The organism is Rhodococcus sp. PvR099, assembly GCF_017833315.1.
Classification (GTDB): Bacteria; Actinomycetota; Actinomycetes; order Mycobacteriales; family Mycobacteriaceae; genus Rhodococcus_G; species Rhodococcus_G oryzae.
On sequence record NZ_JAFIBV010000001.1, the window covers coordinates 2,409,632 to 2,434,665 of the forward strand.

The 25,034-nt window shown below is 69.5% G+C and carries 29 protein-coding genes; 9 read left to right on the forward strand and 20 right to left on the reverse strand.

Annotated elements, in window-relative coordinates; all coding sequences use genetic code 11:
• Nucleotides 1–117: 117 nt before the first annotated feature.
• Nucleotides 118–1,332 carry a glucose-1-phosphate adenylyltransferase gene (glgC, locus tag JOE46_RS10885; protein WP_077042446.1) on the reverse strand — a complete coding sequence of 405 codons (1,215 nt, stop codon included), beginning with the start codon at nt 1,330–1,332 and terminating at the stop codon, nt 118–120.
• A 74-nt stretch (nt 1,333–1,406) separates the two neighbouring features.
• Between glgC and glgA the strand changes: the two genes are divergently transcribed.
• Complete coding sequence (gene glgA, locus JOE46_RS10890) at nt 1,407–2,612, forward strand: glycogen synthase (RefSeq protein WP_209927213.1); 1,206 nt, start codon at nt 1,407–1,409, stop codon at nt 2,610–2,612.
• On the opposite strand, the gene JOE46_RS10895 is transcribed toward glgA, so the two are convergent.
• The 8 genes from JOE46_RS10895 to JOE46_RS10930 form a co-directional block, all read right to left on the reverse strand.
• A complete protein-coding gene (locus JOE46_RS10895; protein WP_209927214.1) occupies nt 2,573–3,430 on the reverse strand; it encodes a putative RNA methyltransferase in 858 nt (285 codons plus the stop codon). The genes glgA and JOE46_RS10895 overlap by 40 nt on opposite strands.
• 117 nt (nt 3,431–3,547) lie before the next feature.
• Nucleotides 3,548–3,715: a DUF3117 domain-containing protein gene (locus JOE46_RS10900; RefSeq protein ID WP_003931055.1), complete on the reverse strand. Its 168-nt coding sequence runs from the start codon at nt 3,713–3,715 to the stop codon at nt 3,548–3,550.
• 162 nt (nt 3,716–3,877) lie between these two features.
• Entirely contained in the window at nt 3,878–4,462 is a 585-nt protein-coding gene (locus JOE46_RS10905) for a DNA-3-methyladenine glycosylase I (RefSeq protein ID WP_209927216.1), read from the reverse strand.
• Nucleotides 4,459–4,770, reverse strand: a complete 312-nt coding sequence (locus JOE46_RS10910; protein WP_097212531.1) for a DivIVA domain-containing protein — start codon at nt 4,768–4,770, stop codon at nt 4,459–4,461. The genes JOE46_RS10905 and JOE46_RS10910 overlap by 4 nt, the downstream gene beginning before the upstream one ends.
• A 56-nt stretch (nt 4,771–4,826) precedes the next feature.
• Entirely contained in the window at nt 4,827–5,753 is a 927-nt protein-coding gene (locus JOE46_RS10915; RefSeq protein ID WP_077042451.1) for a glucosyl-3-phosphoglycerate synthase, read from the reverse strand.
• Complete coding sequence (gene folP, locus JOE46_RS10920) at nt 5,750–6,643, reverse strand: dihydropteroate synthase (protein WP_097212532.1); 894 nt, start codon at nt 6,641–6,643, stop codon at nt 5,750–5,752. The genes JOE46_RS10915 and folP overlap by 4 nt, the downstream gene beginning before the upstream one ends.
• 22 nt (nt 6,644–6,665) lie before the next feature.
• Nucleotides 6,666–7,214: a TIGR00730 family Rossman fold protein gene (locus JOE46_RS10925; protein ID WP_257017539.1), complete on the reverse strand. Its 549-nt coding sequence runs from the start codon at nt 7,212–7,214 to the stop codon at nt 6,666–6,668.
• A complete protein-coding gene (locus tag JOE46_RS10930; protein ID WP_097212534.1) occupies nt 7,211–8,035 on the reverse strand; it encodes a TIGR00730 family Rossman fold protein in 825 nt (274 codons plus the stop codon). The genes JOE46_RS10925 and JOE46_RS10930 overlap by 4 nt, the downstream gene beginning before the upstream one ends.
• Nucleotides 8,036–8,223: 188 nt before the next feature.
• Here JOE46_RS10930 and JOE46_RS10935 point away from each other — a divergent pair, with 188 nt between their 5' ends.
• The 3 genes from JOE46_RS10935 (at nt 8,224) to JOE46_RS10945 (ending at nt 10,547) form a co-directional block, all read left to right on the forward strand.
• Entirely contained in the window at nt 8,224–8,877 is a 654-nt protein-coding gene (locus tag JOE46_RS10935; RefSeq protein ID WP_209929069.1) for an MspA family porin, read from the forward strand.
• Between the two features lie 11 nt (nt 8,878–8,888).
• Complete coding sequence (locus JOE46_RS10940; protein ID WP_209927217.1) at nt 8,889–9,566, forward strand: MspA family porin; 678 nt, start codon at nt 8,889–8,891, stop codon at nt 9,564–9,566.
• A 90-nt stretch (nt 9,567–9,656) separates the two neighbouring features.
• On the forward strand, nt 9,657–10,547 hold the full coding sequence (locus JOE46_RS10945; RefSeq protein WP_097212536.1) for an LLM class F420-dependent oxidoreductase: 891 nt from the start codon (nt 9,657–9,659) through the stop codon (nt 10,545–10,547).
• A gap of 4 nt (nt 10,548–10,551) precedes the next feature.
• Here JOE46_RS10945 and dapE read toward each other — a convergent pair whose 3' ends face one another.
• Nucleotides 10,552–11,646 carry a succinyl-diaminopimelate desuccinylase gene (dapE, locus tag JOE46_RS10950; RefSeq protein WP_097212537.1) on the reverse strand — a complete coding sequence of 365 codons (1,095 nt, stop codon included), beginning with the start codon at nt 11,644–11,646 and terminating at the stop codon, nt 10,552–10,554.
• Nucleotides 11,647–11,719: 73 nt separating this feature from the next.
• Nucleotides 11,720–12,646 carry an SMP-30/gluconolactonase/LRE family protein gene (locus JOE46_RS10955; protein ID WP_097212538.1) on the reverse strand — a complete coding sequence of 309 codons (927 nt, stop codon included), beginning with the start codon at nt 12,644–12,646 and terminating at the stop codon, nt 11,720–11,722.
• Between the two features lie 103 nt (nt 12,647–12,749).
• On the opposite strand from JOE46_RS10955, the gene dapD reads away from it, so the two are divergent.
• Both dapD and JOE46_RS10965 read left to right on the forward strand, forming a co-directional pair.
• Nucleotides 12,750–13,703 carry a 2,3,4,5-tetrahydropyridine-2,6-dicarboxylate N-succinyltransferase gene (gene dapD, locus JOE46_RS10960; RefSeq protein WP_209927218.1) on the forward strand — a complete coding sequence of 318 codons (954 nt, stop codon included), beginning with the start codon at nt 12,750–12,752 and terminating at the stop codon, nt 13,701–13,703.
• Between the two features lie 101 nt (nt 13,704–13,804).
• Nucleotides 13,805–15,109 carry an amino acid permease gene (locus JOE46_RS10965; RefSeq protein ID WP_245221630.1) on the forward strand — a complete coding sequence of 435 codons (1,305 nt, stop codon included), beginning with the start codon at nt 13,805–13,807 and terminating at the stop codon, nt 15,107–15,109.
• 32 nt (nt 15,110–15,141) lie between these two features.
• Here the strand turns inward: JOE46_RS10965 and JOE46_RS10970 are convergent, their stop codons facing one another.
• Nucleotides 15,142–15,900 (reverse strand): SDR family NAD(P)-dependent oxidoreductase, encoded by a 759-nt coding sequence (locus JOE46_RS10970; RefSeq protein ID WP_209927220.1) that lies wholly within the window; start codon nt 15,898–15,900, stop codon nt 15,142–15,144.
• A 236-nt stretch (nt 15,901–16,136) separates the two neighbouring features.
• Here JOE46_RS10970 and JOE46_RS10975 point away from each other — a divergent pair, with 236 nt between their 5' ends.
• Entirely contained in the window at nt 16,137–16,946 is an 810-nt protein-coding gene (locus JOE46_RS10975) for an enoyl-CoA hydratase (RefSeq protein ID WP_209927222.1), read from the forward strand.
• 1 nt (nt 16,947) lies between these two features.
• Here JOE46_RS10975 and JOE46_RS10980 read toward each other — a convergent pair whose 3' ends face one another.
• The 3 genes from JOE46_RS10980 to JOE46_RS10990 all read right to left on the reverse strand — a co-directional run bounded on the left by JOE46_RS10980 (nt 16,948) and on the right by JOE46_RS10990 (nt 18,972).
• Complete coding sequence (locus JOE46_RS10980) at nt 16,948–17,343, reverse strand: PPOX class F420-dependent oxidoreductase (protein WP_097212543.1); 396 nt, start codon at nt 17,341–17,343, stop codon at nt 16,948–16,950.
• A 229-nt stretch (nt 17,344–17,572) separates the two neighbouring features.
• The gene (locus tag JOE46_RS10985) at nt 17,573–17,941 is read right to left on the reverse strand and encodes a YrdB family protein (protein WP_209927223.1); all 369 of its coding nucleotides are present in this window, start codon (nt 17,939–17,941) and stop codon (nt 17,573–17,575) included.
• Complete coding sequence (locus JOE46_RS10990) at nt 17,938–18,972, reverse strand: NADP-dependent oxidoreductase (RefSeq protein WP_209927224.1); 1,035 nt, start codon at nt 18,970–18,972, stop codon at nt 17,938–17,940. Before JOE46_RS10990 ends, JOE46_RS10985 begins: the two co-directional genes overlap by 4 nt.
• A gap of 98 nt (nt 18,973–19,070) precedes the next feature.
• Here JOE46_RS10990 and JOE46_RS10995 point away from each other — a divergent pair, with 98 nt between their 5' ends.
• Entirely contained in the window at nt 19,071–19,952 is an 882-nt protein-coding gene (locus tag JOE46_RS10995) for a polysaccharide deacetylase family protein (protein WP_307861276.1), read from the forward strand.
• Nucleotides 19,953–19,963: 11 nt separating this feature from the next.
• Here JOE46_RS10995 and JOE46_RS11000 read toward each other — a convergent pair whose 3' ends face one another.
• Nucleotides 19,964–21,361: an acyl-CoA synthetase gene (locus tag JOE46_RS11000; RefSeq protein WP_097212547.1), complete on the reverse strand. Its 1,398-nt coding sequence runs from the start codon at nt 21,359–21,361 to the stop codon at nt 19,964–19,966.
• Nucleotides 21,362–21,464: 103 nt separating this feature from the next.
• Here JOE46_RS11000 and JOE46_RS11005 point away from each other — a divergent pair, with 103 nt between their 5' ends.
• Nucleotides 21,465–21,971 (forward strand): DUF6790 family protein, encoded by a 507-nt coding sequence (locus tag JOE46_RS11005; RefSeq protein ID WP_209927225.1) that lies wholly within the window; start codon nt 21,465–21,467, stop codon nt 21,969–21,971.
• Nucleotides 21,972–21,995: 24 nt separating this feature from the next.
• On the opposite strand, the gene JOE46_RS11010 is transcribed toward JOE46_RS11005, so the two are convergent.
• The 4 genes from JOE46_RS11010 to JOE46_RS11025 form a co-directional block, all read right to left on the reverse strand.
• Nucleotides 21,996–22,448, reverse strand: coding sequence for a hypothetical protein (locus tag JOE46_RS11010; RefSeq protein WP_097212549.1), 453 nt, complete (start codon nt 22,446–22,448; stop codon nt 21,996–21,998).
• 104 nt (nt 22,449–22,552) lie between these two features.
• Nucleotides 22,553–22,780 (reverse strand): hypothetical protein, encoded by a 228-nt coding sequence (locus JOE46_RS11015; protein WP_209927226.1) that lies wholly within the window; start codon nt 22,778–22,780, stop codon nt 22,553–22,555.
• Nucleotides 22,780–23,934, reverse strand: a complete 1,155-nt coding sequence (locus tag JOE46_RS11020) for a Rieske 2Fe-2S domain-containing protein (protein ID WP_097212551.1) — start codon at nt 23,932–23,934, stop codon at nt 22,780–22,782. Before JOE46_RS11020 ends, JOE46_RS11015 begins: the two co-directional genes overlap by 1 nt.
• Nucleotides 23,935–24,060: 126 nt before the next feature.
• Complete coding sequence (locus tag JOE46_RS11025; protein ID WP_097212552.1) at nt 24,061–25,032, reverse strand: proline dehydrogenase family protein; 972 nt, start codon at nt 25,030–25,032, stop codon at nt 24,061–24,063.
• Between the last annotated feature and the right edge of the window lie 2 nt (nt 25,033–25,034).

Genomic DNA, 25,034 nt, shown 5'->3' on the forward strand with positions numbered 1-25,034 from the left:
CAGGCAGACGGGGTTCATGGATTGCGGACGAAGATCTCGTTACTCACCCGAGACGCCGCGGCGAACCGGCGCATCGAACCGTTACCCGACCAGGACGACGCGATTGGGAGAGATGCCCTAGATCCAGACGCCCTTGCCGATCGCGACGACACCACCGGGGCTGATCGCGAACCGCTGCCGGTCGCGCTCGAGGTCGACGCCGATGATCTCGCCCTCGCCGACCACCACGTTCTTGTCCAGGATCGCGTGCCGCACCACCGCGCCCTTGCCGACGCGCACGCCCGGCATCAACACGCTGCCCTCGACGGTGGCGCCGTCGTCGACCATCACGTTGGAGCTGAGCACGGAGTTGCGCACGGTCGCGGCGGACAGGATGCAGCCGGCGCCCACCACCGATTCCTGGGCGAGCCCACCCTGCACGAACTTGGCGGGCGCCAGGTTCTCCGCCGCGCCGCGGATCGGCCAGCGCCGGTTGTAGAGGTTGAACACCGGGTGCACGGACACCAGGTCCATGTGTGCCTCGTAGAACGCGTCGAGGGTGCCGACGTCCCGCCAGTACCCCCGGTCCCGGTCGGTGGCGCCGGGCACCACGTTGTCCTTGAAGTCGTAGACATTGGCCATCCCCGCGGCGACCAGCGCCGGGATGATGTCGCCGCCCATGTCGTGGTCGGAGTCCGAGTTCTCCGAGTCGGCGCGGATGGCGTCCACCAGCACCTTCGTGGTGAACACGTAGTTGCCCATCGACGCGAACGTCGCGTTCGGGTCGTCCGGGGTGCCGGGCGGATGCGCCGGCTTCTCCAGGAACTGGGTGATCCGGCCCGACTCGTCGCTGTCGATGCAGCCGAACGCGAACGCCTCGCTGCGCGGCACCCGGATCCCGGCCACGGTGACCCCCGCGCCCGAGTCGATGTGGTGCTGGACCATCTGCTCGGGATCCATCCGGTACACATGGTCGGCGCCGAACACCACGATGTACTCGGGGTCCTCGTCGTAGACCAGGTTGAGCGACTGGAAGATCGCGTCCGCGCTGCCGGTGTACCAGCGCGGGCCGAGCCGCTGCTGTGCCGGGACAGGGGTGATGTACTCCCCCGCAAAACCCGACAGCCGCCACGTCTGCGAGATGTGGCGGTCGAGGGAATGCGACTTGTACTGGGTCAGCACACAGATCCGGAGATAGCCGGCGTTGACCAGGTTGCTGAGTACGAAGTCGATCAGGCGGTAGGCCCCGCCGAACGGCACCGCCGGCTTGGCCCGGTCAGCGGTCAAGGGGTACAGACGTTTCCCTTCGCCTCCGGCGAGCACGATTCCGAGCACATGCGGCTGGCTCCTCACCCTGTCAACCTATCGGCCGCGCCTGACCCCCGCCAGCGGTAGCCCCAAGTCGGCTCGGCGGCTACGTTTATCGCGTGCGGGTTGCGATGATGACCAGGGAGTACCCCCCGGAGATCTACGGTGGCGCGGGGGTCCACGTCACCGAGCTCGTGGCCCAGCTCACGCGGCTCTGCGATGTCGAGGTGCACTGCATGGGCGAGCCCCGCGAGGGCGCCATCGTGCACCGGCCCGATCCCGCTCTGGCCGGCTCCAATCCCGCGCTGACCATGCTGTCGGCGCAGCTGCGGATGGCGCAGGCGGCGGGCGCGGCCGACGTGGTGCACTCACACACCTGGTACACCGGCCTGGCGGGTCACCTCGCAGGCGAGCTCTACGGGGTGCCGCACATCATGACCGCGCACTCGCTCGAGCCCCGGCGCCCGTGGAAGGCCGAGCAGCTCGGCGGCGGCTACCGCATCTCCTCCTGGTCCGAACGCAACGCGGTCGAGTACGCCGACGCCATCATCGCTGTCAGCGCCGGCATGCGCCTCGACCTGCTCGACGCCTATCCCTTCGTCAATCCGGATCGAGTGCACGTGGTGCGCAACGGGATTGACACCGATGTCTGGTACCCGGACTTCGGCGGCGAACGCCCGACCTCGGTCCTGCGTGATCTGGGCGTCGACCCGGACGCTCCCATCGCGGCATTCGTCGGCCGGATCACCCGGCAGAAGGGGGTCGGCCACCTGATCGCGGCGGCCCACGACTTCGACCCGGACGTGCAGCTGGTGCTGTGCGCCGGCGCGCCCGACACCGCGGAGATCGCCGAGGAGACCGAGCGGGCGGTCGCGAAGCTCTCCGAGGCACGGCGCAACGTGTTCTGGGTCAGGGAGATGTTGCCCACCGCGCAGGTCCGGGAGATCCTGTCCGCGGCAACGGTGTTCGTGTGCCCCTCGGTGTACGAGCCGCTCGGCATCGTGAACCTGGAGGCGATGGCCACCGAGACCGCGGTGGTGGCCTCGGACGTCGGCGGCATTCCCGAGGTGGTCGAGGACGGCGTGACCGGGACGCTGGTGCACTACAACTCCTACGAGCCGGAGGCGTTCGAGCACGCGCTGGCCACGGCGGTCAACATGGTCGCCTCCGACCGCGACCGCGCGGCCGCGATGGGCCGGGCGGGCCGGGCACGGGCGATTGCCGAGTTCTCCTGGGAGGAGATCGCCAAGCAGACCCTCGCGGTCTACCAGGCCGCGAGCGAGGGCTACACCGGGCGTCGGCCCGCCGCAGGGACCGGGCGGTAGCTACTGATCGTGACGGAGGCCGTCACCGTCGAGGTCTCGGGCAGCCCGGCGATACGCTGCGCTCGCGCCTCGTCGCCGAGGTGACGCGCCGACGGGCCCATCGCGATCAGGCTGTCGACATCGGTGCGCGAGAGTGTCATCGGGTACTCGACGGCGACCCGGTCGGCCCGCTCGAAGTACCCGGACATGCTGGCGCCGAGGCGCACCGTCTTGTTCTCGTCCACCCGAACCAGGCCGAGCAGGTCCACGAGTTCACGCAGGTGCCGATCCGTCGGGGTCAGCACGATCAGCGTTCCGTCCGGCCGCAGCACCCGGCGCAATTCCGCGGCGTTGCGCGGGGCGAAGATCGACAGCACATGGCTGAGGGCGTGCGCGCGGACCGGCAGCTGGGTCCAGATGTCGGCGACCACCGAGCCCGCCCGGGGATGGCTGCGGGCGAGCCATCGCGCGGCGGCCTTGGAGACGTCGACACCGATACCCCGCGCGGCGGGCAGCGCGTCGAGGACGGCGGCGAGGTAATGCCCGGTGCCCGCGCCGACCTCGAGCACCGCCGGGTCCACCGGGACATCGGTGGCGCACGCGCGCGCCACCGCGTCCATCAGCGGGTCGAAATGGTGGCTGTCGAGGAATCGAGCACGGGCCGCGATCATCTCGGCGCTGTCGCCGGTGAACTTCGCGGCCCCGGACAGCAGGCTGACGTAGCCCTGCCTGGCGATGTCGAAGCTGTGTCCCTGTTCGCACAGCAGGGTGCGGTCGGCGACGTCCAGTCCGCCGCCGCAGTGTGGGCAGGCGAGCAGCCCGACGACCTCGGCCAGCATCGGTCCGCCTCTCTGTCGATTGCACCGCAAAGACCCCGCGAGCCGAGGTGGCAAGCGGGGCCGTATGCCTGAAGGTTCGCGTCCGGCAACGTGCGCCGCACCGAACCTTGCGAGGAGTTAGCTGGTGACGCCCTTCAGCTCGTCTCCGAGCGCGGCGGCTTCTTCCGGGGTCAGCTCGACGACGAGCCGACCTCCACCCTCGAGCGGAACCCGCATGACGATTCCTCGCCCTTCCTTGGTGGCTTCGAGGGGACCGTCACCGGTCCGGGGCTTCATGGCCGCCATTACCTGCTCCCTCCAGATCTGCGCTGACAAGCTCTGCGCCTAGGCTTACCGTCGGTACCCCGACAGCTGTTGTCGGGGATCACATGTGCCATTCTTCCCTATTGCAAGGAATGCCGGGAACCTGAGTCTCGTTTCCGATCGAATGCGGACCGGAAACCGGGCTCAGCGGCGCACCCCGACCCAGCAATCGAGCAGGTGATCGTCGACCATCCCGGTCGCCTGCATCAGGGCATATGCCGTGGTGGGACCAACAAACTTGAACCCCCGACGCTTGAGTTCCTTGGCCATGGCCGTCGATTCCGCGGTCACCGCGGGCACCTCGTCGACGGTCCGTAACCGGCTCGGGCGTGGCTCGGGTGCGAACGACCAGAGCAACGAGTCGAGATCGGTGTCCGGCATCTCGAGCACGGCCCCCGCGTTCGCGACGCAGGCCTCGATCTTCGCCCGATTGCGGACGATGCCAGGATCGCCGAGCAGCCGCTCGACATCGTCGGCTCCGAACGCGGCCACCGCCTCGACGTCGAACCCCGCGAACGCGGAGCGGAAGGCCTCCCGCTTGCGGAGCACGGTGATCCAGGACAGCCCCGACTGGAAGGCCTCCAGGCACAACCGCTCGAAGAGCTCGTCCCGACCTCTCAGGGGCACGCCCCATTCCTCGTCGTGGTAGTCGCGGTAGATCCGCGATCCCGACCCGTCGACCGCCCACGGGCACCGGGTCCGGCCGTCGTAGGACGCGTCCTCGCTCATGGCTTCTCCGGCCCGGGAACCGGCGCCTCGCGCAGGCTCGCCAATTCGCCCCGCAGCGAATCGATCTCGCGACCCAGCCGATCCAGTGCCCAATCCACCTCGGCGGCCTTGTATCCGCGCACGGTCTGCTGGAACCGCAGCGCGCGGACGTCGGCCCCGGTGACGTCCTCGGCCGGGAGCATGGTGGCGGTGGTCCCCGGCGGCAGCGGGGCCATCTCCTCACCGCGCCCGAACACCGCGGAGGCGGCCAGGAACAACAGCCCACCGACCAGCGCCATGATCAGCAGATAGAGCAGCACCGTGAACATGATCCGATCCTGTCACGGCGGTCCGACATGCGCCGCAACCCGGTGACCCGCCTGCCTTATGGCCTGAGCGTGTTCATCGGCGGCCGGTCCGCCAGCGACACCTCGGTGGTCACCGGCACGAACGAGTCACCCTCGGCCAGGAACTGCGTCAGCCCCGCTCCGGAATCCTCGATGCCGCACCGGCGGAGCATGGTGCCGATGATCTGCCTGCTCATCACGCCGAGCTCGACCAGCGGCCGGTTGCGGTGCTTGCGCACCCCCAGGTTCACCTGGCCGATGGCGCTGAGCCCGAGCCGGTCGTAGGTGTCGAGCAGCAGCCCGATCTCCACCCCGTACCCGGGCGCGAACGGGACCGCGGACAACAGCTCCCTCGTCCCCGCGTACTCACCGCCGAGGGGTTGCAGCACCGAGGTCAGCTCGGGCCGCATCGCCGCCAGCAGCGGTCGCGCGACCAACTCGGTGACCCTGCCGCCGCCGTTCGCATCCTCGGTCCCGCTGACCCGCAGCGGCCGCCGGTAGTACCCCTTCACGAGGTGGATGCCGTCGACCGTCAGCAGCGGGCCGAGCAACTTCGGCACGAACTCCGGGTCGGGGTTGATCAGATCGGAATCGACGAAGGCGATCAGGTCGCCCGTGCTCGCCGCGATCGAGCGCCAGAGCACCTCGCCCTTGCCGGGGACCGGCGCGAGGCCGGGCACCGCCTGCTCGCGACTGACCACGGTGGCCCCCGCCGCGGCGGCCCGTTCCGCGGTCTCGTCGGTCGACCCGGAGTCGAGCACGATCAGCTCGTCCACCAGGCTGCCGAGCAGCGGATGGATGGTGTCCACCACCGCGGAGACCGTCTTCTCCTCGTTCAGTGCGGGCAGCACGACGGACACCGTCCGGCCTGCCTTCGCCGCGATCAGGTCGGCGATGCTCCACGCCGGATGGTCCCAGCTGTTCGCCTCCGACCAGACACGCTCACCGCTCGTGCTCGTCCTCATGCCAGCCCCCTGACCGTGCGGGCCGGCGCCCTGGTGCCGATGATCGCGGCGACCATGTCGACCACTCGTCTGGTGGATGCGACCTCGTGGACCCTGAAGACTCGGGCACCTTCTGCGGCTGCCAATGCTGTCGCTGCCAACGTACCCTCCAACCGCTCGGCGAGTTCTACACCTAGAGTCTCCCCGATAAAATCCTTGTTGCTCAGTGCCATCAGGACAGGCCACCCGGTGTTTACAAGAACGTCCACGCGCCGCAACAACTCGAGCCCGTGGAAGGTGTTTTTGCCGAAATCGTGGGTCGGATCGATGAGGATACCGTCGGCTGGAACGCCGAGATCGCGCGCCCGCTGCGCAGCCGTCACCACCTCGTCGACCACATCCGCGACCACGTCCGTGTAGCGGACCCGGTGCGGCCGGGTCCGGGGCACGGCGCCGCCGGTGTGCGAGCAGACGTATCCGGCGCCCAGTTCGGCCGCGACCTCCACCAGCGTCGGATCGGCACCGGACCAGGTGTCGTTGATCAGGTCGGCGCCCGCACCACAGGCCAGCCGGGCGACGGGGCCGCGCCAGGTGTCCACGGAGATCAGCAGGTCCGGGTACCGGCCGCGGATCGCCTCCACGAACGGCACCACCCGGCGGATCTCCTCGGCGGTGTCCACCTCGTCTCCCGGGCCCGCCTTGACGCCGCCGATGTCGACCAGGTCCGCACCCTCGTCGACCGCCCGGTGGACGGCCGCCATGGCCGCCTCATCGGTGAAGGTGGCGCCCTTGTCGTAGAACGAATCCGGGGTGCGGTTGACGATCGCCATCACCAGGGCCCGATCGGTCGCCACCGGCTTGCCGCACAGGGTCGGCGAGGCCGCGACGTGGGGTTCGGTCATGGGCTTCATAGTGACATGCAGGCACCGACGATCACGGGGTGGTGCAGGCGTCGAGCGCCTCGCCGACCCCGGACGTCACCAGCAGCCCGTCGAGGGCCCGCTGCTGCACGAAGCCGCCGTCACGCAGTCCGTCCAGCCAGCTCAGGAGCCCCGAGTAGTGGCCGACCGGGTCGAGCAGGACCACCGGCTTGGCATGCATGCCCAGGTAGCCCGCAGTCCAGGTCTCGAAGAGCTCCTCGAGCGTGCCGATCCCACCGGGCAGGGTGATGAAGGCGTCGGCCCGGTCCTCCATGATCTGCTTCCGCTGACGCATCGTGTCGGTGACGATCAGTTCGTCGGCATCGGTATCGGCGACCTCCCTGTGCACCAACGCCTTCGGGATGACGCCGATGGTCCAGCCGCCGGCCTCGCGGGTGGCCCTTGCCACCGCGCCCATCATCGAGACGTTGCCGCCGCCCGAGACCAACCGCAGCCCCCGCCGGCCGATCTCGGTGCCCAGTTCCGCCGCGAGCGCCAGGTACGAATCGTCGACCGGCCCGGAGGCGCAGTACACACAGATGGTGCGGATCGGGAAGATCACCACTCCTCCTCGGTTCCCATCAGCTCGGCGGCGTCGACGCCGTGCTGCGACTCGACGACGATGCGCACGGCCTCCTCGACGCTGTCGGTCACGTGCAGCAGTTCGACGTCGCTCTCGGAGATCTTGCCGCTCTCCACCAGCGTCGTCTTGATCCACTCGAGCAGGCCGGACCAGTACTGGGTGCCGAACAGCACGATGGGGAACCGGGTGACCTTGCGGGTCTGCACAAGGGTCAGCGCCTCGAACAGTTCGTCGAGGGTGCCGAAGCCGCCCGGCAGACAGATGAAGGCCTGCGAGTACTTGACGAACATGGTCTTGCGGGCGAAGAAGTAGCGGAAGTTGATGCCGAGGTCGACCCACTCGTTGAGGCCCTGCTCGAACGGCAGCTCGATGCCGAGACCGATCGAGTAACCGCCCGACTCGCTGGCACCACGGTTCGCGGCCTCCATCACGCCGGGGCCGCCCCCGGTGATAACCGCGTACCCGGCCTCGGCCAGTGCGGCACCGAGGTCACGGCCCGCGGTGTACTCGGGGTGATCGGACCCGGTTCGCGCGGAGCCGAAGACCGTCACCGCGCGCGGCACCTCCGCGAGCGCTCCGAAGCCCTCGACGAACTCGCTCTGGATCCGCAGCACCCGCCACGGATCGGTGTGCACCCAGTCGGTCGGCCCACGCTGGTCGAGCAGCCTCGAATCGGTGGTTGTCGTCTCCACCTTGCGATCGCGGCGGAGCAGGATCGGTCCGCGGTGCTTGACCGAGGCACTGCCCCGCTTCGAGGTGTTCTGCTTCGCGGCCCGGCCGGGCGTCTTGTCGGGTGCCATGCGAGCAAGGCTATCCCGACGCGGGTGACCCATTTCACTGGGTAAACGCCACAGCAAGCGATTGCAAAGTAGTTTAGCCTTCGCTAACTTCTTGTTCGCGGTGGCAACGATATGTCCCCGCCCGCCTCGGTCACCCGAGTTGCCCGGTCGAGATTCCTTGTGAGGGGATTGCTTTGAGCGTGAAGAACATGTCCGTGGTGCGCGGCGCCCGCATGGCGGGCGCAACCGCGGTCGCCGCGGTCGCGATCGGCCTGATGTCGACCGGTGCGGCGCATGCCGACACCCTGGTGCCGCTGCCGGACGGGCAGAAGGCCGGGCCGGGAGCTGTCGTCTCCCGCACCGGCGAGAGCGCCCTGATCTCGCCGTCGCTGGCCGCCAACGGTGCCGGCCGCACCGCGTGGGTCTCGGGCACGGTCACCGCCGATGTCACCGGCATCACCAAGGAAACAGAGGCCGGCCCCTGGAACGGTGCGACCAACGACAAGGGCACCAACAACTCGTCCACGCACGGGGTCTCGCGGATCAGCACGGGCTACATCGTGGGCTGCCAGGTCGACATCACCGGCCTCGGTGGGTCCATCGGCGCCTCGATGGACCTCACGGGCCCGTCAGTCTCGGGGTCGTTGACCGTCCCGGTCTCGGCCGGCCAGGTCAAGTTCGTCGGCGTCTCCGGCAAGGACATCAAGAAGAACGGCAAGTACTCCGTCCAGTACCAGGACACCCAGCTCGAGATCCAGAACTGCGGCGGCTTCGCCCAGGCCCGCTCCTACACCGTGGTCGAGATCGTCGGCGGCAACTACTCCAAGACCACCCTGTACGGCCAGCCCTTCAGCATCGGATGACAAGGGAAATCATGAACTCCAGCAACACCGGCCTGCGTCACGGGCTGCAGATCTCCGCTGTCGGCGCGGCCACGGCCGTCGCGGTCGGCTTCCTGTCGGCGGGTGCGGCCAATGCCGACACCTTCGTCCCCTTGCCGGACGGCAGCATCACCGAGATCCTCGCCGACGGCACGGTCGTCACGATCACCCGTACCGGCGAAAGCGCCAACATCTCGCCGTCGATGGGCGCGACCCCGCTGCACCGCAATGTATGGGTGTCCGGCCGGATCGGCGCCGAGGTCACCGGGCCGAATGCCAAGGGCGGCAGCATCACCGCGGGCTACGTGGTGGCCTGCCAGCTGACACTCGGCGGCAAGGGCGGCGCCGACGCCGGGATGTCCTCGGGTTGGGAGGGTGAGAGCGCCAAGCAGACCGCCAAGACCGCGGGCACCGTCAGCATCGGCCCCGGCCAGGCCAAGAACGTCAAACTGCTCGACCTCGAGAAGGCCGACGGCTTCGGCGGCGAGATGCACAGCGGTGCCAACAGCTTCAAGGGCAAGAGCGGCAGCGTCACCTACGCCGACTCCACCATCGGCGTCGAGGGCTGCGCCGGCTACGCGCAGGCCCGGTCCTACGCCACCGTCTCGGTGAGCACCGACAACATCACCAGCAGCACCACGCTGTGGGGACAGCCGTTCAGCATCGGCTAGTCACCGCGGCCGACCTCACCCGTCGACCGCCTGGGTGAGGCCGGCTGCGTTCCACCGGCGGCGCCGGTTCGCGTGTGCCACGATTGACCGATGCGTCTGGGGCTCCACGCGCTGGGAATCGGCACCGGCGCTCGCCGCGAGGTGATCGACGCCGTCGCGGTCGCCGCCGACGACTCCGGCTTCGCGACGCTCTTGGCGGGCGAACATGTCGTGATGGTGGACCGTCCGACCTCCCGCTACCCCTACGCCGACGACGGCAGGATCGCCGTGCCCGCCGTCGCGGACTGGCTCGACCCGATGATCGGGCTCAGCTTCGCCGCCGCGGCGACGCGCAGGATCCACATCGCGACGGGCATACTCCTTCTCCCCGAACACAACCCCGTGCTGTTGGCCAAGCAGGCGGCGACACTGGACCTGATGAGCGCTGGCCGGTTGACGCTCGGCGTCGGCATCGGCTGGTCCGAGGAGGAATTCGCCGCGCTCGGCGTTCCCTTCGCTCGGCGTGGCCCGCGCGCCGCCGAGTACGTCGCGGCCATGCGGACGCTCTGGCGGGACGACGTCGCCTCCTTCGATGGCGAGTTCGTCAGCTTCGACGCCGTTCGGGTCAATCCCAGACCGGTTCGCGACCGTCGCATCCCCATCGTCGTCGGCGGCAACAGCGACCCGGCGCTGCGACGGGCCGCGACCTGGGGCGACGGGTGGTACGGATTCAATCTCTCCGGCGTGGAGCAGGTCGCGGAACGGATCGACACCCTCCGCGGACTGTGCCGCGCGGTCGGGCGCGACCCCGGCGAGTTGCGGATGGCCGTGGCGCTGCGCGACGTCGATCCCGGCGACGTCCCCGCGCTCGCCGGGGCGGGCGTCGATGAACTGGTGCTCGTCGAGGCTCCGCCGGACGACCCCCGCGCGGCGGCCGACTGGGTTCGGTCGCTCGCCGACCGCTGGCTGCCTGCGATCGACGGGACGGACGCATCCGCGTGAGACGTCAGGTGCTGAGGTAGCCGCGCAGCACCCGGGTGACCTCGGTGATCTGCGAGGTCGGGACGTGCTCGTCCCGCTTGTGCGCGAGGTTCGGGTCGCCGGGGCCGTAGTTGACGGCCGGGATGCCGAGCGCCGAGAACCGGGCGACATCGGTCCAGCCGTACTTCGCGCGGAACTGTCCGCCCGCCGCTCCGATCAGCGCGGCGGCGGCCGGGGCACCCAGACCGGGAAGCGCCCCCGCCGAACTGTCCGTCACCTCGAAGCCGAGGCCGAGTCCGTCCACCACCTCCCTGACGTGCTCGATCGCCTGGTCCACGCTGCGGTCGGGTGCGAACCGGAAGTTCACGTCCACCTCGGCGGCGTCGGGCACCACGTTCCCGGCCACTCCCCCGGCGATGCGCACCGCGGACAGACCCTCGCGGTAGACACAGCCGTCGATGTCCACCGAGCGCGCCTGGTAGTCGGCGAGCCTGGCCAGCAGCGGCCCGAACTTGTGGATCGCGTTGTCCCCCAGCCAGGATCGCGCCGAGTGCGCACGGGTGCCGGAGGTCGTCAGCCGCACCCGCAGGGTGCCCTGGCAGCCGGCCTCGATGAACCCGCCCGACGGTTCGCCGAGCACCGCGACGTCGGCCTGCAGCCATTGCGGCAGCTCGCGCTCGATGCGGCCGAGGCCGTTGTGCACGGCCGCGATCTCCTCGCAGTCGTAGAACACCAGCGTCAGATCGTGCGCGAGTTCCTCGATCGTCGCGGCCAGGTGCAGGAACACCGCGTCACCGGACTTCATGTCGACGGTGCCGCAGCCGTGCAGCAGCTCCCCCTGCACGGGGTCGAAGGTGCGAGTGCTCGGCACGTTGTCGGCGATCGGCACCGTGTCGAGGTGGCCGGCCAGCATCACCCGGCTCGGCAGTCCCAGGTCGGTGCGGGCGAGCACCGCGTTGCCGTTGCGGATCACCTCGAAGCCGATGGTCTGCTCCCGCAGCGCCGCCTCCACCGCATCCGCGATCAGTGCCTCGTCATGGGAGACGCTCGGGATGTCGACCAGCGCGGCGGTGAGCTCGATCGGGTCGGCGTGCAGGTCAAGGCGCGGCGTCGGGGTCACCCGATCAGACTAGGCGGCTCCGCCGCCCGTGCGCGGTAAGCGAGTCCAGGGACTCGTCAACCGCGCACGGGCGCTACGCGCCTATCTCGTAGATGTCGCCGTCGAAACCGGCGCGGAACAGCCGGCCTTCGGAGAACCCGGAGCCGCCGCTGCCGAAGGTCAGCACGCTGGAACCCGGCAGGCCGCCGGCGAGGGCGCAGTACCGGTTCGGCCCGTCCACCCGCAGGATCTCGCCGCTGATGTCGGTGGGCACGATCGGACGGCCCGCCGCGTCCAGCACCAGCCCGTCAGGCGCGACGAAGGCGTCGCCGCTGCCGAAGTCCACCAGCGACTCGGGTGCGGCCGGGTTCGCCAGCGGGATCCGGCTCACGCCCGGATTCACGAAGGTCCGCGACACGTAGAGATAGCGGTCGTCGGCGCTGAGCGCGGCGCCGTTGGCGCTGGGCAGCACTGCCCAGTCGGGCTGCACGACACCGTTCGGCAGCACCCGCCCGACCAGCGATGCGAGGTCGTTGGTGGCGTACACGGTGCCGTCGCGGGTCACGGCCAGGCCGTTCGCCGCGGAGAGTCCCGACGCGAACGGGTGCACCGCGCCGGTCCCGACGTCGATCCTGACGATCCCCGCCGGCCGCGCGATGTCGCCGACGAACACGCGGGCATCGCCGTAGCCGACCAGCAGGGCGCCGTCCGGCGCGAAGACCAGGCCGCCGCCGATCGGGCCGGGCAGGGTCGCGAACGGCACGGCCGGAGCGCCTGGCCGGTCGATCCGGAGCACCCGGTTGCTGCGCAGGTCCGTGAGGTAGAGCCGGCCCGCGCCGTCGACGGCAGCACCCTCGATTGCCGCGCCCGGCACCCGGCCGACCAACGCGGGCGCCTGCCTCGCGCCGGGGCAGAGCGGCGCGGCGCCCGCCTGCGGCGTCGACAGCAACGAGAGGGCCGCGGCCACCGCTGCGCCGGCCGCGGCGATCCTGACCGAACGGGCGAATCCGATTCCACGCATGCGTCCCCACATCCATTCGGCCGGTACGACGGTCTGCGCTCAGCCTTGCACGGGATGCGCGCGGGTGACGGTTCAATTGCTCCAGCCGGTACCCTGACTGCCCGTGAGCACTCAGGGAGCAACGGCAGTCGGTATCGCAAACGTGACCACGGGCGGGGTCGTCCTCGACACCTGGTACCCGGAGCCCACGCTGAGCGATGTGGCCGAGACGGGCACCGTCGTGCTCGAGGGCGCCGACATCCCGGCCGAGCTGGCCGCGCTGGTCGGCGACGACGAGGCCCGCGGCGTCAAGCAGGTCGCGGTGCGCACCTCGATCGCCGATCTGGCCGCCGCGCCGGTCGACGCGCACGACGCCTACCTGCGCCTGCACCTGATCTCGCACCGTCTCGTCCAGCCGCACGGCGCCAACCTCGACGGCGTCTTCGGCCTGCTCGCCAACGTGGTGTGGACCAACTTCGGCCCCTGCGCGGTCGACGGCTTCGAGCTGGTCCGCGCCAAGCTGCGCGCCCGCGGCCAGGTCACCGTCTACGGCATCGACAAGTTCCCGCGCCTCGTCGACTACGTGGTCCCCTCCGGCGTCCGGATCGCCGACGCAGACCGGGTCCGCCTCGGCGCGCACCTGGCCAGCGGCACCACGGTCATGCACGAGGGCTTCGTGAACTTCAACGCAGGCACCCTCGGCAACTCGATGGTCGAGGGCCGCATCTCCGCGGGCGTCGTCGTCGACGACGGTTCCGATGTCGGTGGCGGCGCCTCGATCATGGGCACCCTCTCCGGCGGCGGCAAGGAGGTCATCTCGGTGGGCAAGCGCTGCCTGCTGGGCGCGAACTCCGGCCTCGGCATCTCCCTCGGCGACGACTGCGTGGTCGAGGCGGGTCTGTACATCACCTCCGGCACCAAGGTCTCCGGCCCGGACGGCACGGTGATCAAGGCCAAGGAGCTCAACGGCCAGTCCAACATCTTGTTCCGCCGTAACTCGGTGTCCGGCGCCGTCGAGGTGGTGCCGTGGAAGGGCACCGGCGTCGAGCTCAACGCCGCGTTGCACAAGAACGACTGACGATGACGACGAGCGACCCGGCACAGGACACCGCTACAGCCCTCGCCGAGGAGGGCGACACCTCGCACCTCGGGCACGGGCTCAAGGTCCGCCATCTGACGATGATGGGCCTCGGTTCCGCGATCGGCGCCGGGTTGTTCCTCGGCACCGGTGTCGGGATCGCGAAGGCCGGCCCGGCCGTGCTGATCTCGTACATCATCGCCGGCATCATCGTGGTCTTCGTGATGCGGATGCTCGGCGAGATGGGCGCCGCGATCCCGGCCAGCGGCTCGTTCAGCCACTACGCGCGCATCGGCATCGGCGAGTGGGCCGGCTTCACGATGGGCTGGCTGTACTGGTTCATGCTGATCATGGTGCTCGGCGCCGAGATCACCGGGGCCTCGGCGATCGTGCACGGATGGCTGCCCGGGGTGCCGCAGTGGGTGGTCGCGCTGGTCTTCGTCACCTTCTTCGCGGTGGTGAACCTGGCCAAGGTGAGCAACTTCGGCGAGTTCGAGTTCTGGTTCGCCGCCATCAAGGTCGCGGTCATCATCGCCTTCCTGGTGATCGGCGTACTGCTGGTCTTCGGGCTGCTGCCGGACACCGACCCGGTCGGGTTCACGAACCTGTTCGGCCAGGGCGGCTTCATGCCGAACGGCTTCGCGGGCATCGCCGCGGGCCTGCTCGTGGTCGCGTTCGCATTCGGCGGCATCGAGATCGTGACGATCGCCGCGGCCGAGTCGAAGGACCCCGAGCACTCGATCGCCACGGCCGTGCGCAGCGTGGTGTGGCGCATCAGCGTGTTCTACATCGGCTCGATCGCGATCATGGTGCTGGTGCTGCCCTGGAACTCGCCGCAGCTGCAGAGCGGTCCCTTCGTGGCCGTCCTGAACCAGGCACACATCTCCTACGTGGCCGGTTTCATGGAACTGGTGGTCGTGGTTGCGCTGCTGTCGGCCTTCAACGCCAACGTCTACGGCACCTCCCGGATGGCCTATTCGCTCGCCCGTCGCGGCGACGGCCCGGCGCTGCTGGGCGGCCTGTCCAAGACCGGGGTGCCCACCAACGCGGTGCTGCTCTCGGTGTTCTTCGGCTTCGTCAGCGTGCTTTTGAACTGGCTGCTGCCGGACTCGCTGCTGTCGATCCTGCTCAACGCCGTCGGCGCCGCGCTGCTGGTGATCTGGATCTTCATCGTGGTCTCGCAGCTGCGGCTGCGACCGCGGCTGGAGGCCGAGGGCAAGCTCAGCCTCCGGATGTGGGGCTTCCCCTACCTGAGCTGGTTCACCCTCGCCGCGCTCGGCGGCCTGATCCTGCTGATGCTGACCGACGCCGACGCCCGCAAGCAGCTGATCTCCACGGCCGTGCTGTTCGCCGTGATCGCCGGCCTTTCGGTGCTCAATGCGCGCAGGCGGCGTGCGGACGCCTAGGCCAAGGCGTCCGCACGCGCGTCCGGTTCCGCTCAGCGCGCCGTGAATCCCCCGTCGATCGCCAGCGCGGCGCCGGTGACGAACGACGCCTCCTCGCTCAGCAGGAACGCGACGAACGGCGCGATCTCCTCCGGCTGGGCGACGCGGTTCACCGGGTGCATGGCCGCGATCTGCGCCATCGCCTCGTCGGTGGGGGCCATCGATCCGCGGGAGAGCGGGGTGTCGACCCCGCCGGTGGTGATGGCGTTGACCCGCACTCCGCGCTCGGCGACCTCCAGCGCGACGGCCCGGGTCAGCCCCACGACGGCGTGCTTGGCCGCGACATAGGGCGCGACCTCGGGCAGCCCGACGGCTCCCAGGTTGGACGCGTTGTTGACGATGGCCCCGCGGGTCTCGAGGACCGCGGGAATCTGGTGCTTGAGGCAGTGGAAGACGCTGGTGGCGTTCTGCGCGAGCTCCGCGTCCCAGTCCGCCCCGTCGATCCCGGACACCGGGCCGGACGCGTTGACGCCGCCCGCGTTGTTGAAGGCCCCGTCCAGCCGCCCGAACTCGGCGACCGCGGCGTCGACCAGTGCCGCGGCGTCCGCCTCCACCGACACGTCCGCGGGCACGAAGATCGCGGTGCCGCCCGCGGCGCGGATGCCCGCGGCGGCGTCCGCACCGACATCCCGGCGGCGAGCGCCGAGCACGACCGCGGCGCCCTCCGCCGTGAGCCGACGGGCGACCGCGAGGCCGATGCCGGAGGTACCGCCGGTGACGATGAAGACCTTGGAGTCCAGGCTCGAAGACATGATGAGTCCTTTCGGGAGATCTGCTGAAAGTGGTGCGGTGAGCACCTGATTCAGACTGCTGAATCCCGGGACTCGGTGCTGGCGGGAATCGGACGACGCGTTTCCGGAGGAGTCGGGCCGGGGTGGACACCTCCACGGGGCGCATCCTGCACCTGGTGCCAGAAACCGCTCCGCGGCGGCCAGGCAGGACGTAGTGTCGGCGCGACCTACGTCCGTCGTCGAGCAGGAGAACGGCCATGAGTTTTGTCCTCGTCGAGCGGCCCCGCGAGAACGTGGCCCTGGTGACCCTCAACCGCCCCGAGCGGATGAACGCCATGGCGTTCGACGTGATGGTTCCGCTGAAGGAATCGCTCGAGGCGATCAGCAACGACAACTCGGTGCGCGCGGTCGTCCTCACCGGCGCGGGCCACGGCTTCTGCTCGGGCGCCGACCAGGCCTCCGCGGGCAGTCCCCCGCACATCGACGGCCTGACCCGTCCGTCGATCGCGTTGCGCGCCATGGAGATCCTCGACGACGTGGTGCTGGCGATCCGCCGGATGCATCAGCCGGTGATCGCCGCGGTCAACGGCGCCGCGATCGGCGGCGGCTTCTGCCTGTCGCTGGCCGCAGACATCCGGATGGCCGCCCCGGAGGCGTACTTCCGGGCGGCGGGCATCAACAACGGACTGACCGCCAGCGAGCTCGGGCTGAGCTACCTGCTGCCGCGCGCGATCGGCTCGTCCCGCGCGTTCGAGATCATGCTGTCCGGTCGGGACATCGATGCCGCGGAGGCGGAGCGGATCGGGCTCGTCTCCCGCATCATCGACGGCAAGGACCTGCTCGAGGAGTGCTTCGACCTGGCGACGCGGATCGCGGCCTTCTCCCGGCCCGGCGTCGAGCTCACCAAGCGCACCCTCTGGTCGAGCCTGGACGCCTCCTCGATGGCGCAACACATGAACCAGGAAGGCCTGGGTCAGTTGATGATCCGGCTGATGACCGACAACTTCGAAGAGGCCACCCTGGCCCGGCGCGAGAAGCGGGAGCCGGTGTTCCGCGACAGCAAATAGTTCAGGCGCCCGCGCCGGAGTCAAGCCCGAATGCGATCACCCGGTCGGGGTGGATGCGGATCAGCTCCGGCGACATCCCCCTCCCCCACGGCTCCACGTCCGTCAATGCCTCCGCCCTGCCGCGGATCTCGATGCACCGCACCACCCACGGCTGGATCGACGCGAGGTCGTCGACGACGAAGGCCACCCGGTCGTTGCCCGCGAGGTTGCGGAACTTCCTGCTCGCGCCGAGGTTGTGGCCGCCGATGTCGATGGTGCCGAGCTCGGCGTTGTACCGATATCCCACCGGGTTGTTCTGCGGGGCGCCCCGACGATCGACCGTCGCGAGACGGCCGAGCCGCTGGCTGCCGAGGTACTCGATCTGAGCGGGTGTGAGGGCGGACGCTGTCGCGGTCATGGGGGCTCCCGTCGTCGGTGCGATGCACCCGCGACGCTATGACCTCAACCGCGGTTCAGGTCAAGAACTGCGGTCACGCGACCTTGATGATCAGCGTGCCGAAGTGTTGATGATCCGGCTGATGACCGACAACTTCGAGGAGGCCACACTGGCCCGGCGAGAACCGGGAGCCGGTTTTCCGCGACAGCAAGTAGAGGCCCTGCCGAGAACAACCGGTTCGACGGTGGTCCTATGCGGTGCGCCGCTCCCGCCTGCACAATTCTGCGAACACGACCGCGGACACCACGAAGAAGGCCGCGCCGACCAGCCAGCCGAGGAACAACCCGACAGTTGTCCCGACCACCGCGAACAACGTGACCTGCGCGTAGAGCCGGGACGGATTGGCAAGCCTGCGGCGGGACGTCGGTGCCATCCAGACAGACCAGATCCCCGCCGCCGCGGCCGGCAACGCGACCGTCGCGAGCACCCGACCGAGCAGTGAATCCGTCGCGGCGACCCCGGTCATGGCAAGGAGAACGAGCATCGCCAGCTCACACAGGAACGCGATCAGTTCGAGCGGCCCGACCTTTTCCTGGGGCCGCTCTCCCAGCCCCGTCACGAGCCGGCCTCGGCCACCTTGATGATCAGCTTGCCGAAGTTGCGCCCGGCCAGCATCCCGTTGAAGGCGGCGGGCGCATTCTCCAGCCCCTCGACGATGTCCTCGCGGTACGCGATGCGGCCGTTGTGCATCCAGCCGGACATGTCGGCGACGAACGCCTTGAAGTCGCTCTTGACGAACTCGCTCTGGATGAAGCCTCGGATCGTCAGGCTCTTCTTCAGCACGTCGTTCATGAAGCCAGGCAGCCGGTCCGGACCCGCGGGTGCCGCGGTCTCGTTGTAGTGCGACACCAGCCCGCACACCGGAACCCGGGCGAAGTCGTTCAGCAGCGGGCACACCGCGGCCCACACCGCACCGCCGACATTCTCGAAGTACACGTCGATGCCATCGGGGCAGGCCGCCGCGAGCTGCTCGGCGAAATCCGGTGCTCGGTGGTCGATCGCGGCGTCGAAGCCGATCTCGCGCAGGTAGGCGACCTTCTCGGGCCCGCCCGCGATGCCGACCGCCCTGGCGCCCTTGATCTTCGCGATCTGCCCGACGGCCGATCCGACCGGCCCCGTCGCGGCGGCGACGACCACCGTCTCCCCCGGCTTGGGGTCGCCGATGCGCAGCAACCCGGCGTAGCCGGTGAAGCCGGGCATCCCCAGCACGCCCAACCAGCTCTGCACCGGCGCGGCCTGCGGGTCGAGCTTGCGCACGTGATGCGCGTCGATCACCGAGTGCGTCTGCCAGCCCGAGAAGGACAGCACCACATCGCCCGCGTGGAAGGCGGGGTCCTTCGATTCGACCACCTCGCACACGGTGCCGCCGACCATCACGTCGCCGAGCTCGACCGGATCGGCGTACGACTTCGCCGCGCTCATCCGGCCCCGCATGTACGGATCGAGGGAGAGGTAGAGGGTCTTGAGCAGCAGCTGCCCGTCGCCGGGAACCGGGACCGGGACGGTCTCGATCCGGAAATCGGACGGCTGGGGTTCGCCGACGGGGCGTGACGCGAGCACGATACGGGTGTTCTCGGCTGGCTTGGTCATGGTTATCGAGGTTAGTCGCGTCGGGCCCAAAAGGAGCCGTCTCCGCCAACGGTTCGCCTCGGCGCGCGAGATCGCCTCAGCTGTCATAGCGTGTCGCCGTGCGCTCGCCCCTCACCCGCCGGTCCCTGCTACTCGGCCTCGCCGGTGGCGTCGCGGTCGCCGCGCACCGATTCGCCGTGGTCGGCGGGCCCACCGTCGCCAGTTCCGAGCCGCTCCCGGTCGGGCCTGCCGACAGCCTCACCGATTACCCGTTGTTGAGTCCGGTCCGGCCCGCCGTGGCGACGGTGCAGGCCAGGTACGCGGGCGCGGTCCCGCGGGAATGGGGCGTCGCCGTCAGCGGGACCAGGACCCGGCTCGCGCCGCCCGACCGCAGGCTCGCCCTCACCTTCGACGCCTGCGGCGGCCCGGGCGGTACCGCGGTGGACGCCGATCTGCTGGTCCTGCTGGAGCGGGAAAGGCTGCCGGCCACGCTGTTCCTCAACGGTCGCTGGATCGACGCCAATCCGGCGCTGACGGTGCGCCTCGCGGACAACCCGTTGATCGAACTCGGCAACCACGGGACACAGCACCTGCCGCTGTCGGTGACCGGACGATCGGCGTACGGGATCGCCGGGACCCGTTCCGTGGCGGAGGTCATCGACGAGGTGCTTGTCAATCACCGACGGCTGCAGGAGATCACCGGCGTCGCGCCGCGCTGGTTCCGGCCGGGCACCGCACACTGCGATGAGGTCGCGGCCGCCATCGTCCGGGATCTCGGCGAGGAGGTCGTCGGTTTCACGATGAACGGCGACTCGGGCGCGACCATGCCCACCTCGAAGGTCCAGGGCGCGTTGACCTCCGCTGCGCCCGGGTCGATCGTGATCGCGCACATGAACCGCCCCGCGGGTGACACCGCGGAGGGACTGGCCGCGGCCCTGCCCGCGCTGAGGGCGCAGGACCGCGAGTTCGTCACGCTCGGTGGTGCGGGCGCGTTGGCCTAGGGCCAGCCGGTTCAGCCGAGCTGGTTCTTCTGTACCTTGCCGAGTGCGTTGCGCGGCAACGAGTCCACCACCCGGATCTCGCGGGGCCGCTTGTGCGCGGACAGCTCCGCGACCACGTGCTCGATCAGGTCCTCGGGCGAGGGCACCTCGCCGACCACGTAGGCGACCAGCCGCTGACCGAGGTCGGCGTCCGGCACCCCGACCACCGCGACCTCGCGGACCGCCGGGTGCCCCAACAGCGAGGCCTCCACCTCCCCCGCCCCGATCCGGTACCCACCGGACTTGATCAGGTCGGTCGATTCGCGGCCGACGATGCGATGGAATCCGTGCTCGTCGATCACCGCGACATCCCCGGTCTTGAACCAGCCGTCCTCGGTCCACGACGCCGCGGTCGCGTCCGGGCGGTTCAGATACCCGTCGAACAGCATCGGCCCCCGCACCTGCAGTCCGCCGATGCTCTCGCCGTCGTGCGGGACCGGGGTCCCGTCCTCGTCGATCAGCCGGGTCTCGGCGCCCGCCACCGGCAGCCCCACCCAACCGGGGCGGTGCTCGCCGCCGACGCGGGTGCTGACCGTGATCATGGTCTCGCTCATGCCATATCGCTCGATCGGCACCAGCCCGGTCAGGTCCGCGAGCCGCTCGAACACCGGCACCGGGAGCGGGGCGCTGCCGGAGACCAGCAGCCGGGCGCCGCTCAGCGACTTGGCCGACACCTCGTCCTCGACGATCCGCGACCACACCGTCGGCACGCCGAAGTAGAGCGATCCGTGGGCCTGCGCATACGCCTCGGGCGTGGGCCGCACGGTGTGGACCAGCCTGCTGCCGACCCGCAGCGGGCCGAGCAGCCCCAGGATCAGTCCGTGCACGTGGAACAGCGGAAGTCCGTGCACCAGTGTGTCGTTCGCGGTCCATTTCCAGGCATCCGCGAGCGCGTCGAGGCCGGCGGCGATGGCTCCCCTGCTCAGCAGCACGCCCTTCGGCGGACCCGTGGTGCCGGAGGTGTACAGCACGAAGGCGATCGAGGACGGGGGCGGTTCTGGGTGAGAGTGCCAGTCACGGGTGTGCAACCGCACCGGCACGACCGGCAACCCGCTACCGTCAGGAGCGTTCCCGAGCCAGGCCTGGGCCCCCGAATCGGACAGAATGTGGCTCAACTCGGTCTGACCGGAGTCCGGCGGCACCGGCACGACCGTGACGCCAGCGAGCAGGCAACCGACCACCGCGATCACCGTCGACGCGGTCGGCGTGGCGAGGACGGCGACCCGCTCGGCGCCGCCGATGCGCTTGGCGAGCGCTCCGGCAGCGCCGAGGAGGTCGCTGCGCGAGAGCGTGGTGTCGCCGATCCGGACGGCGTCGGCGACATCGTCGCCTCGGGCGACGGCGAGGGCGTCTAGCGATCGAAGCAGCACCAGCCCAGCGTCTCACACGGAGCGTTCACCAAAAGGGCAACACGACGACGCCCGAGCCGCAACCATGGAATCGACGCCTGTGACGGTCAACCCGAGGAGTCCCGTGACCACTGTGATCGCCGTTGCGCTGGCGTTGATCGTCGCCGCGATACAGGTCCGCAGGCATCGGACGGACACCAGGCCCGCGGCGGTGATCGACACCTACCTCGTGTGGTGGCTGGTGCTGGCGATCGGGCTGAGCTCGGTGGTCGGCGCCGCCTTCCACGTGTTCGACGGACCTGCCATCGCCGAGATGATCGGATACACCAGGGGCGACGGCGGATTCCAGTTCGAGAACGCGATGGGTGACCTCGCGATCGGCGTCACCGGCGTCCTGTGCTTCTGGTTCCGCGGTTACTTCTGGCTGGCGCTGCTGACAGTCACCACGATCCAGTACTTCGGCGACGCGGCGGGCCACGTGTACTTCTGGATCGCCGAGGACAACACCAAGTCGGGCAACATCGGTGCACCGCTGTGGTTCGACATCATCCTGCCCGTCGTCGGGTTCACGCTCTACGCGCTGTCCTACCGGCGCGGCGGCGACGCGCGGCCGGTCGGCGCTCGAACCTGATCGCTACGCCGTGGGGCTACCAGCTCACTGCTCGGACAGCTCGGTCACCGTCACGGAGAACTGCCCGGCGCCGACCGGGAACACGGTGCATTCGAAGGTGCTGCGGACACTCGCCCCGGACCCGTCTTGCGAATCGACCACGCCACGGACCTCGTGGCCGAGCCCCGCGAGACTCGTCTCGTGCGCCTCCGGGAATCCCGGGGTCACAGGCGAATTCAGTCGCTCCGCAACTGCTTTCTCACAGTGCGTTTCCGCATCGAGGGCGGCCTGCGCCGCGGAGGCGCGATCGCCTGCGTCCGCCGCCCGCGGGGCGGCCGACTCCCCGACGGTCGGCTGCGGTGTGTCCTCGCCGCGGATGACTGGAGTGATGACCACATAGCCGACGACGGCGCCGACGACGACGCCGAGGACACTCAGGACTCGGCTCTTCCGTTTCCGGGGTGCCGCGACGTCTTGGACTTGCTTGGGTGCACTCATCCCCAAGGGATATCAGACAAACCCGGCAATCCAGGAATCCGATGCAGGCCTGCGAGACTCGCCGGGCGCGGCGTGCTCACGCCGCGCCCGGCGAGGGCGGTAGCTCATTCCGGAACGGGGATGCGTCCGTCCAGGACGGCCTTGCGGATCGATTCGCGCAACGCCGAACAGCGCCCGATACGCGCACCGCGCTGGGTGAGCGAAGGGTCCTGCTGGTACTTCTCGCAGATTACCTCGGGGTGGTCGGTGCTCCACTGGACAGTGGTGTGCTCCCAGCTGTTCTTCTCGACGAGCACCCGGTTGCCGCAGCGTTCGCAATCGACCGGCTCCATCAGGCCGAGGCCTCCGCGTCGGCCTTGCGGGCGATGTTGTCGGCCACTTCCTGCTTCCACGCCTCGACCGGCCTTGTGGTGTCGAGCTCGAACTCGAAGCGGTCAACCATCTCCGGCTTGACGTCGGCGACGTCGACGTAGAACTGCTCGTACCAGCGGCGCAGCTGGTAGACGGGGCCGTCCTCGTTGGTGAGCAGCGGGTTGTCGATCCGGGTCTTGTTCTTCCAGATCTCGATGTCCTGCTCGAAGCCGATGCCGATGTAGCCGATCATCGCCTGCACCATCTGGTCGGCGATCTCCGCCGGGACCTCCGGCGTCTTCTTGACCTTGATGCCGTACATCAGCACGAACTGGTCCGGGCCGACCGGGTAGTGGCAGTTGATGAGGATCGACTCGGCCTTGAAGTGCTCGTAGTGGTAGGTCAGGTCGTCGATCATGAACGACGGGCCGTGGTACGCCGCCGTCGAGGTGGTCGAGACCAGCTGCGGGACGTCCGGGTCGTCCCACTCGGTGATGTCCTCACGGCCGACGCCCTCGTACTCCTGGATCGCGACGTGTCCCTCGAAGATGTTCTTGAAGTACGTCGGGAACGAGTAGTGCACGTAGAAGAAGTGCGCCATGTCGACGACGTTGTCGATGATCTCGCGGCAGTTGGTGTCGATGACGATCGACTTCCACACCCAGTCGGTCCACTCCGTGCCCTCGGGGCACATCTGCGGGATCGTCACGTCCGCGGGCGGCGGGTTGCCCTCCGGGTCGTTCCAGACGAACAGCAGCTCGTCCTGCTCCATGATCTTCCAGGCGCGGGTGCGGGCCAGCGGCGGGACGCGGCGGGCGTAGGGGATGGCGGTGCACTTGCCGTTGCCGCCCCAGCGCCAGTCGTGGAACGGGCAGGCGATGGAGTCGCCCTTGACGGTGCCCTGGCTCAGGTCGCCGCCCATGTGCCTGCAGTAGGCGTCGAGGATCTTGATCTCGCCGTTGCTGTCGGCGAACACGACGAGCTTGGTCCCGAAGGCCTCGATGGAGTGCGGCTTCCCGTCGCGGAACTCCTCCGCCAGCCCCAGGCAGTGCCAGCCACGTGCGAAGCGAGCGGGCGGGGTGCCCTGGTCGATGACGCGGACCTCATCGGTTATCTCGGTTTCCACGTTGGTCATGAAGCGTCCTCTCGTTCAGCGGCCCCCGGGGTGACCGCAGTGATACCGGTCACAGCTCCCTTCAATCTCCTTGGCCGAGAACCCGTTCTCCATAGCCGTTCCCACCCACCGGGCGGTTATCCCTCCTCAGTCCCTCGTGAAGACCGAACGGACGAAGAAGCCCAGGTTGGCGGGCCGCTCCGCGAGCCTGCGCATGAAGTAGCCGTACCATTGGCCGCCGTACGGCAGGTAGACCCGCATCTGGGCGCCGAGCCCGGCAAGGCGGAGCTGTTCGCCGTCCCTGATCCCGTAGAGCATCTGGTGTTCGAAGTCCGCCGAGTCCCGCCCCGACCCCGACGCCATCGAGTCGGCCTCCGCGATGATGACCGGGTCGTGGGAGGCCACCATCGGGTAGCCGCCGCCCTCCATCAGCACCCGCAGGCAGCGCAGGTAGGAGGCGTCCACGTCCGCCTTGGCCTGGAAGGCGACCGATTCCGGCTCCCGGTAGGCGCCCTTGCACAGCCGGATCCGCGATTCCGGGCCCGCCAGGTCGCGGCAGTCCGTTTCGGCGCGGCGCAGGTACGACTGCAGCACCGCGCCCAGCCACGGATGGTCAGCGCGCAGTTCGCGGACGATGGACAGGGTGGAGTCGGTGGTGGTGTGGTCCTCGGCGTCGACGGTGATCCAGACCCCGGCCCGCTCCGCGGCGGCGCACAGCGTCCTCGCGTTCGCCAACGCGATCTCGCGGCCGTCGACCGGCAGCGCCTGCCCCAGCGCGGACAGCTTCACCGACACCTCGAGTGGGCGCACCCCGCCGGGCTCCCTCGCCTCCGGCAGCTCCGCCAGGTCGGAGAGCAGGGCCAGGTACTCGGCGACGGCGGCCCCCGCCTTGGCCTCGTCGGTGGTGTCCTCGCCGAGGTGGTCGATGCTGATCAGCCTGCCGGTGTCGAGGATCGCGCGCGCGGCCGTCAGCGCCTCCGCCCTGGTCTCCCCCGCGATGAACCGTTTGACGATGGATCGGGTGACGGGCGCCCTGGTGATCGCGGCCTTGAGCGTCGTCGATCGCGCAGCCGCCAGGATCGCGGGCCGCAGCGGGTTCTCGAACACCTGCGCCACCACGG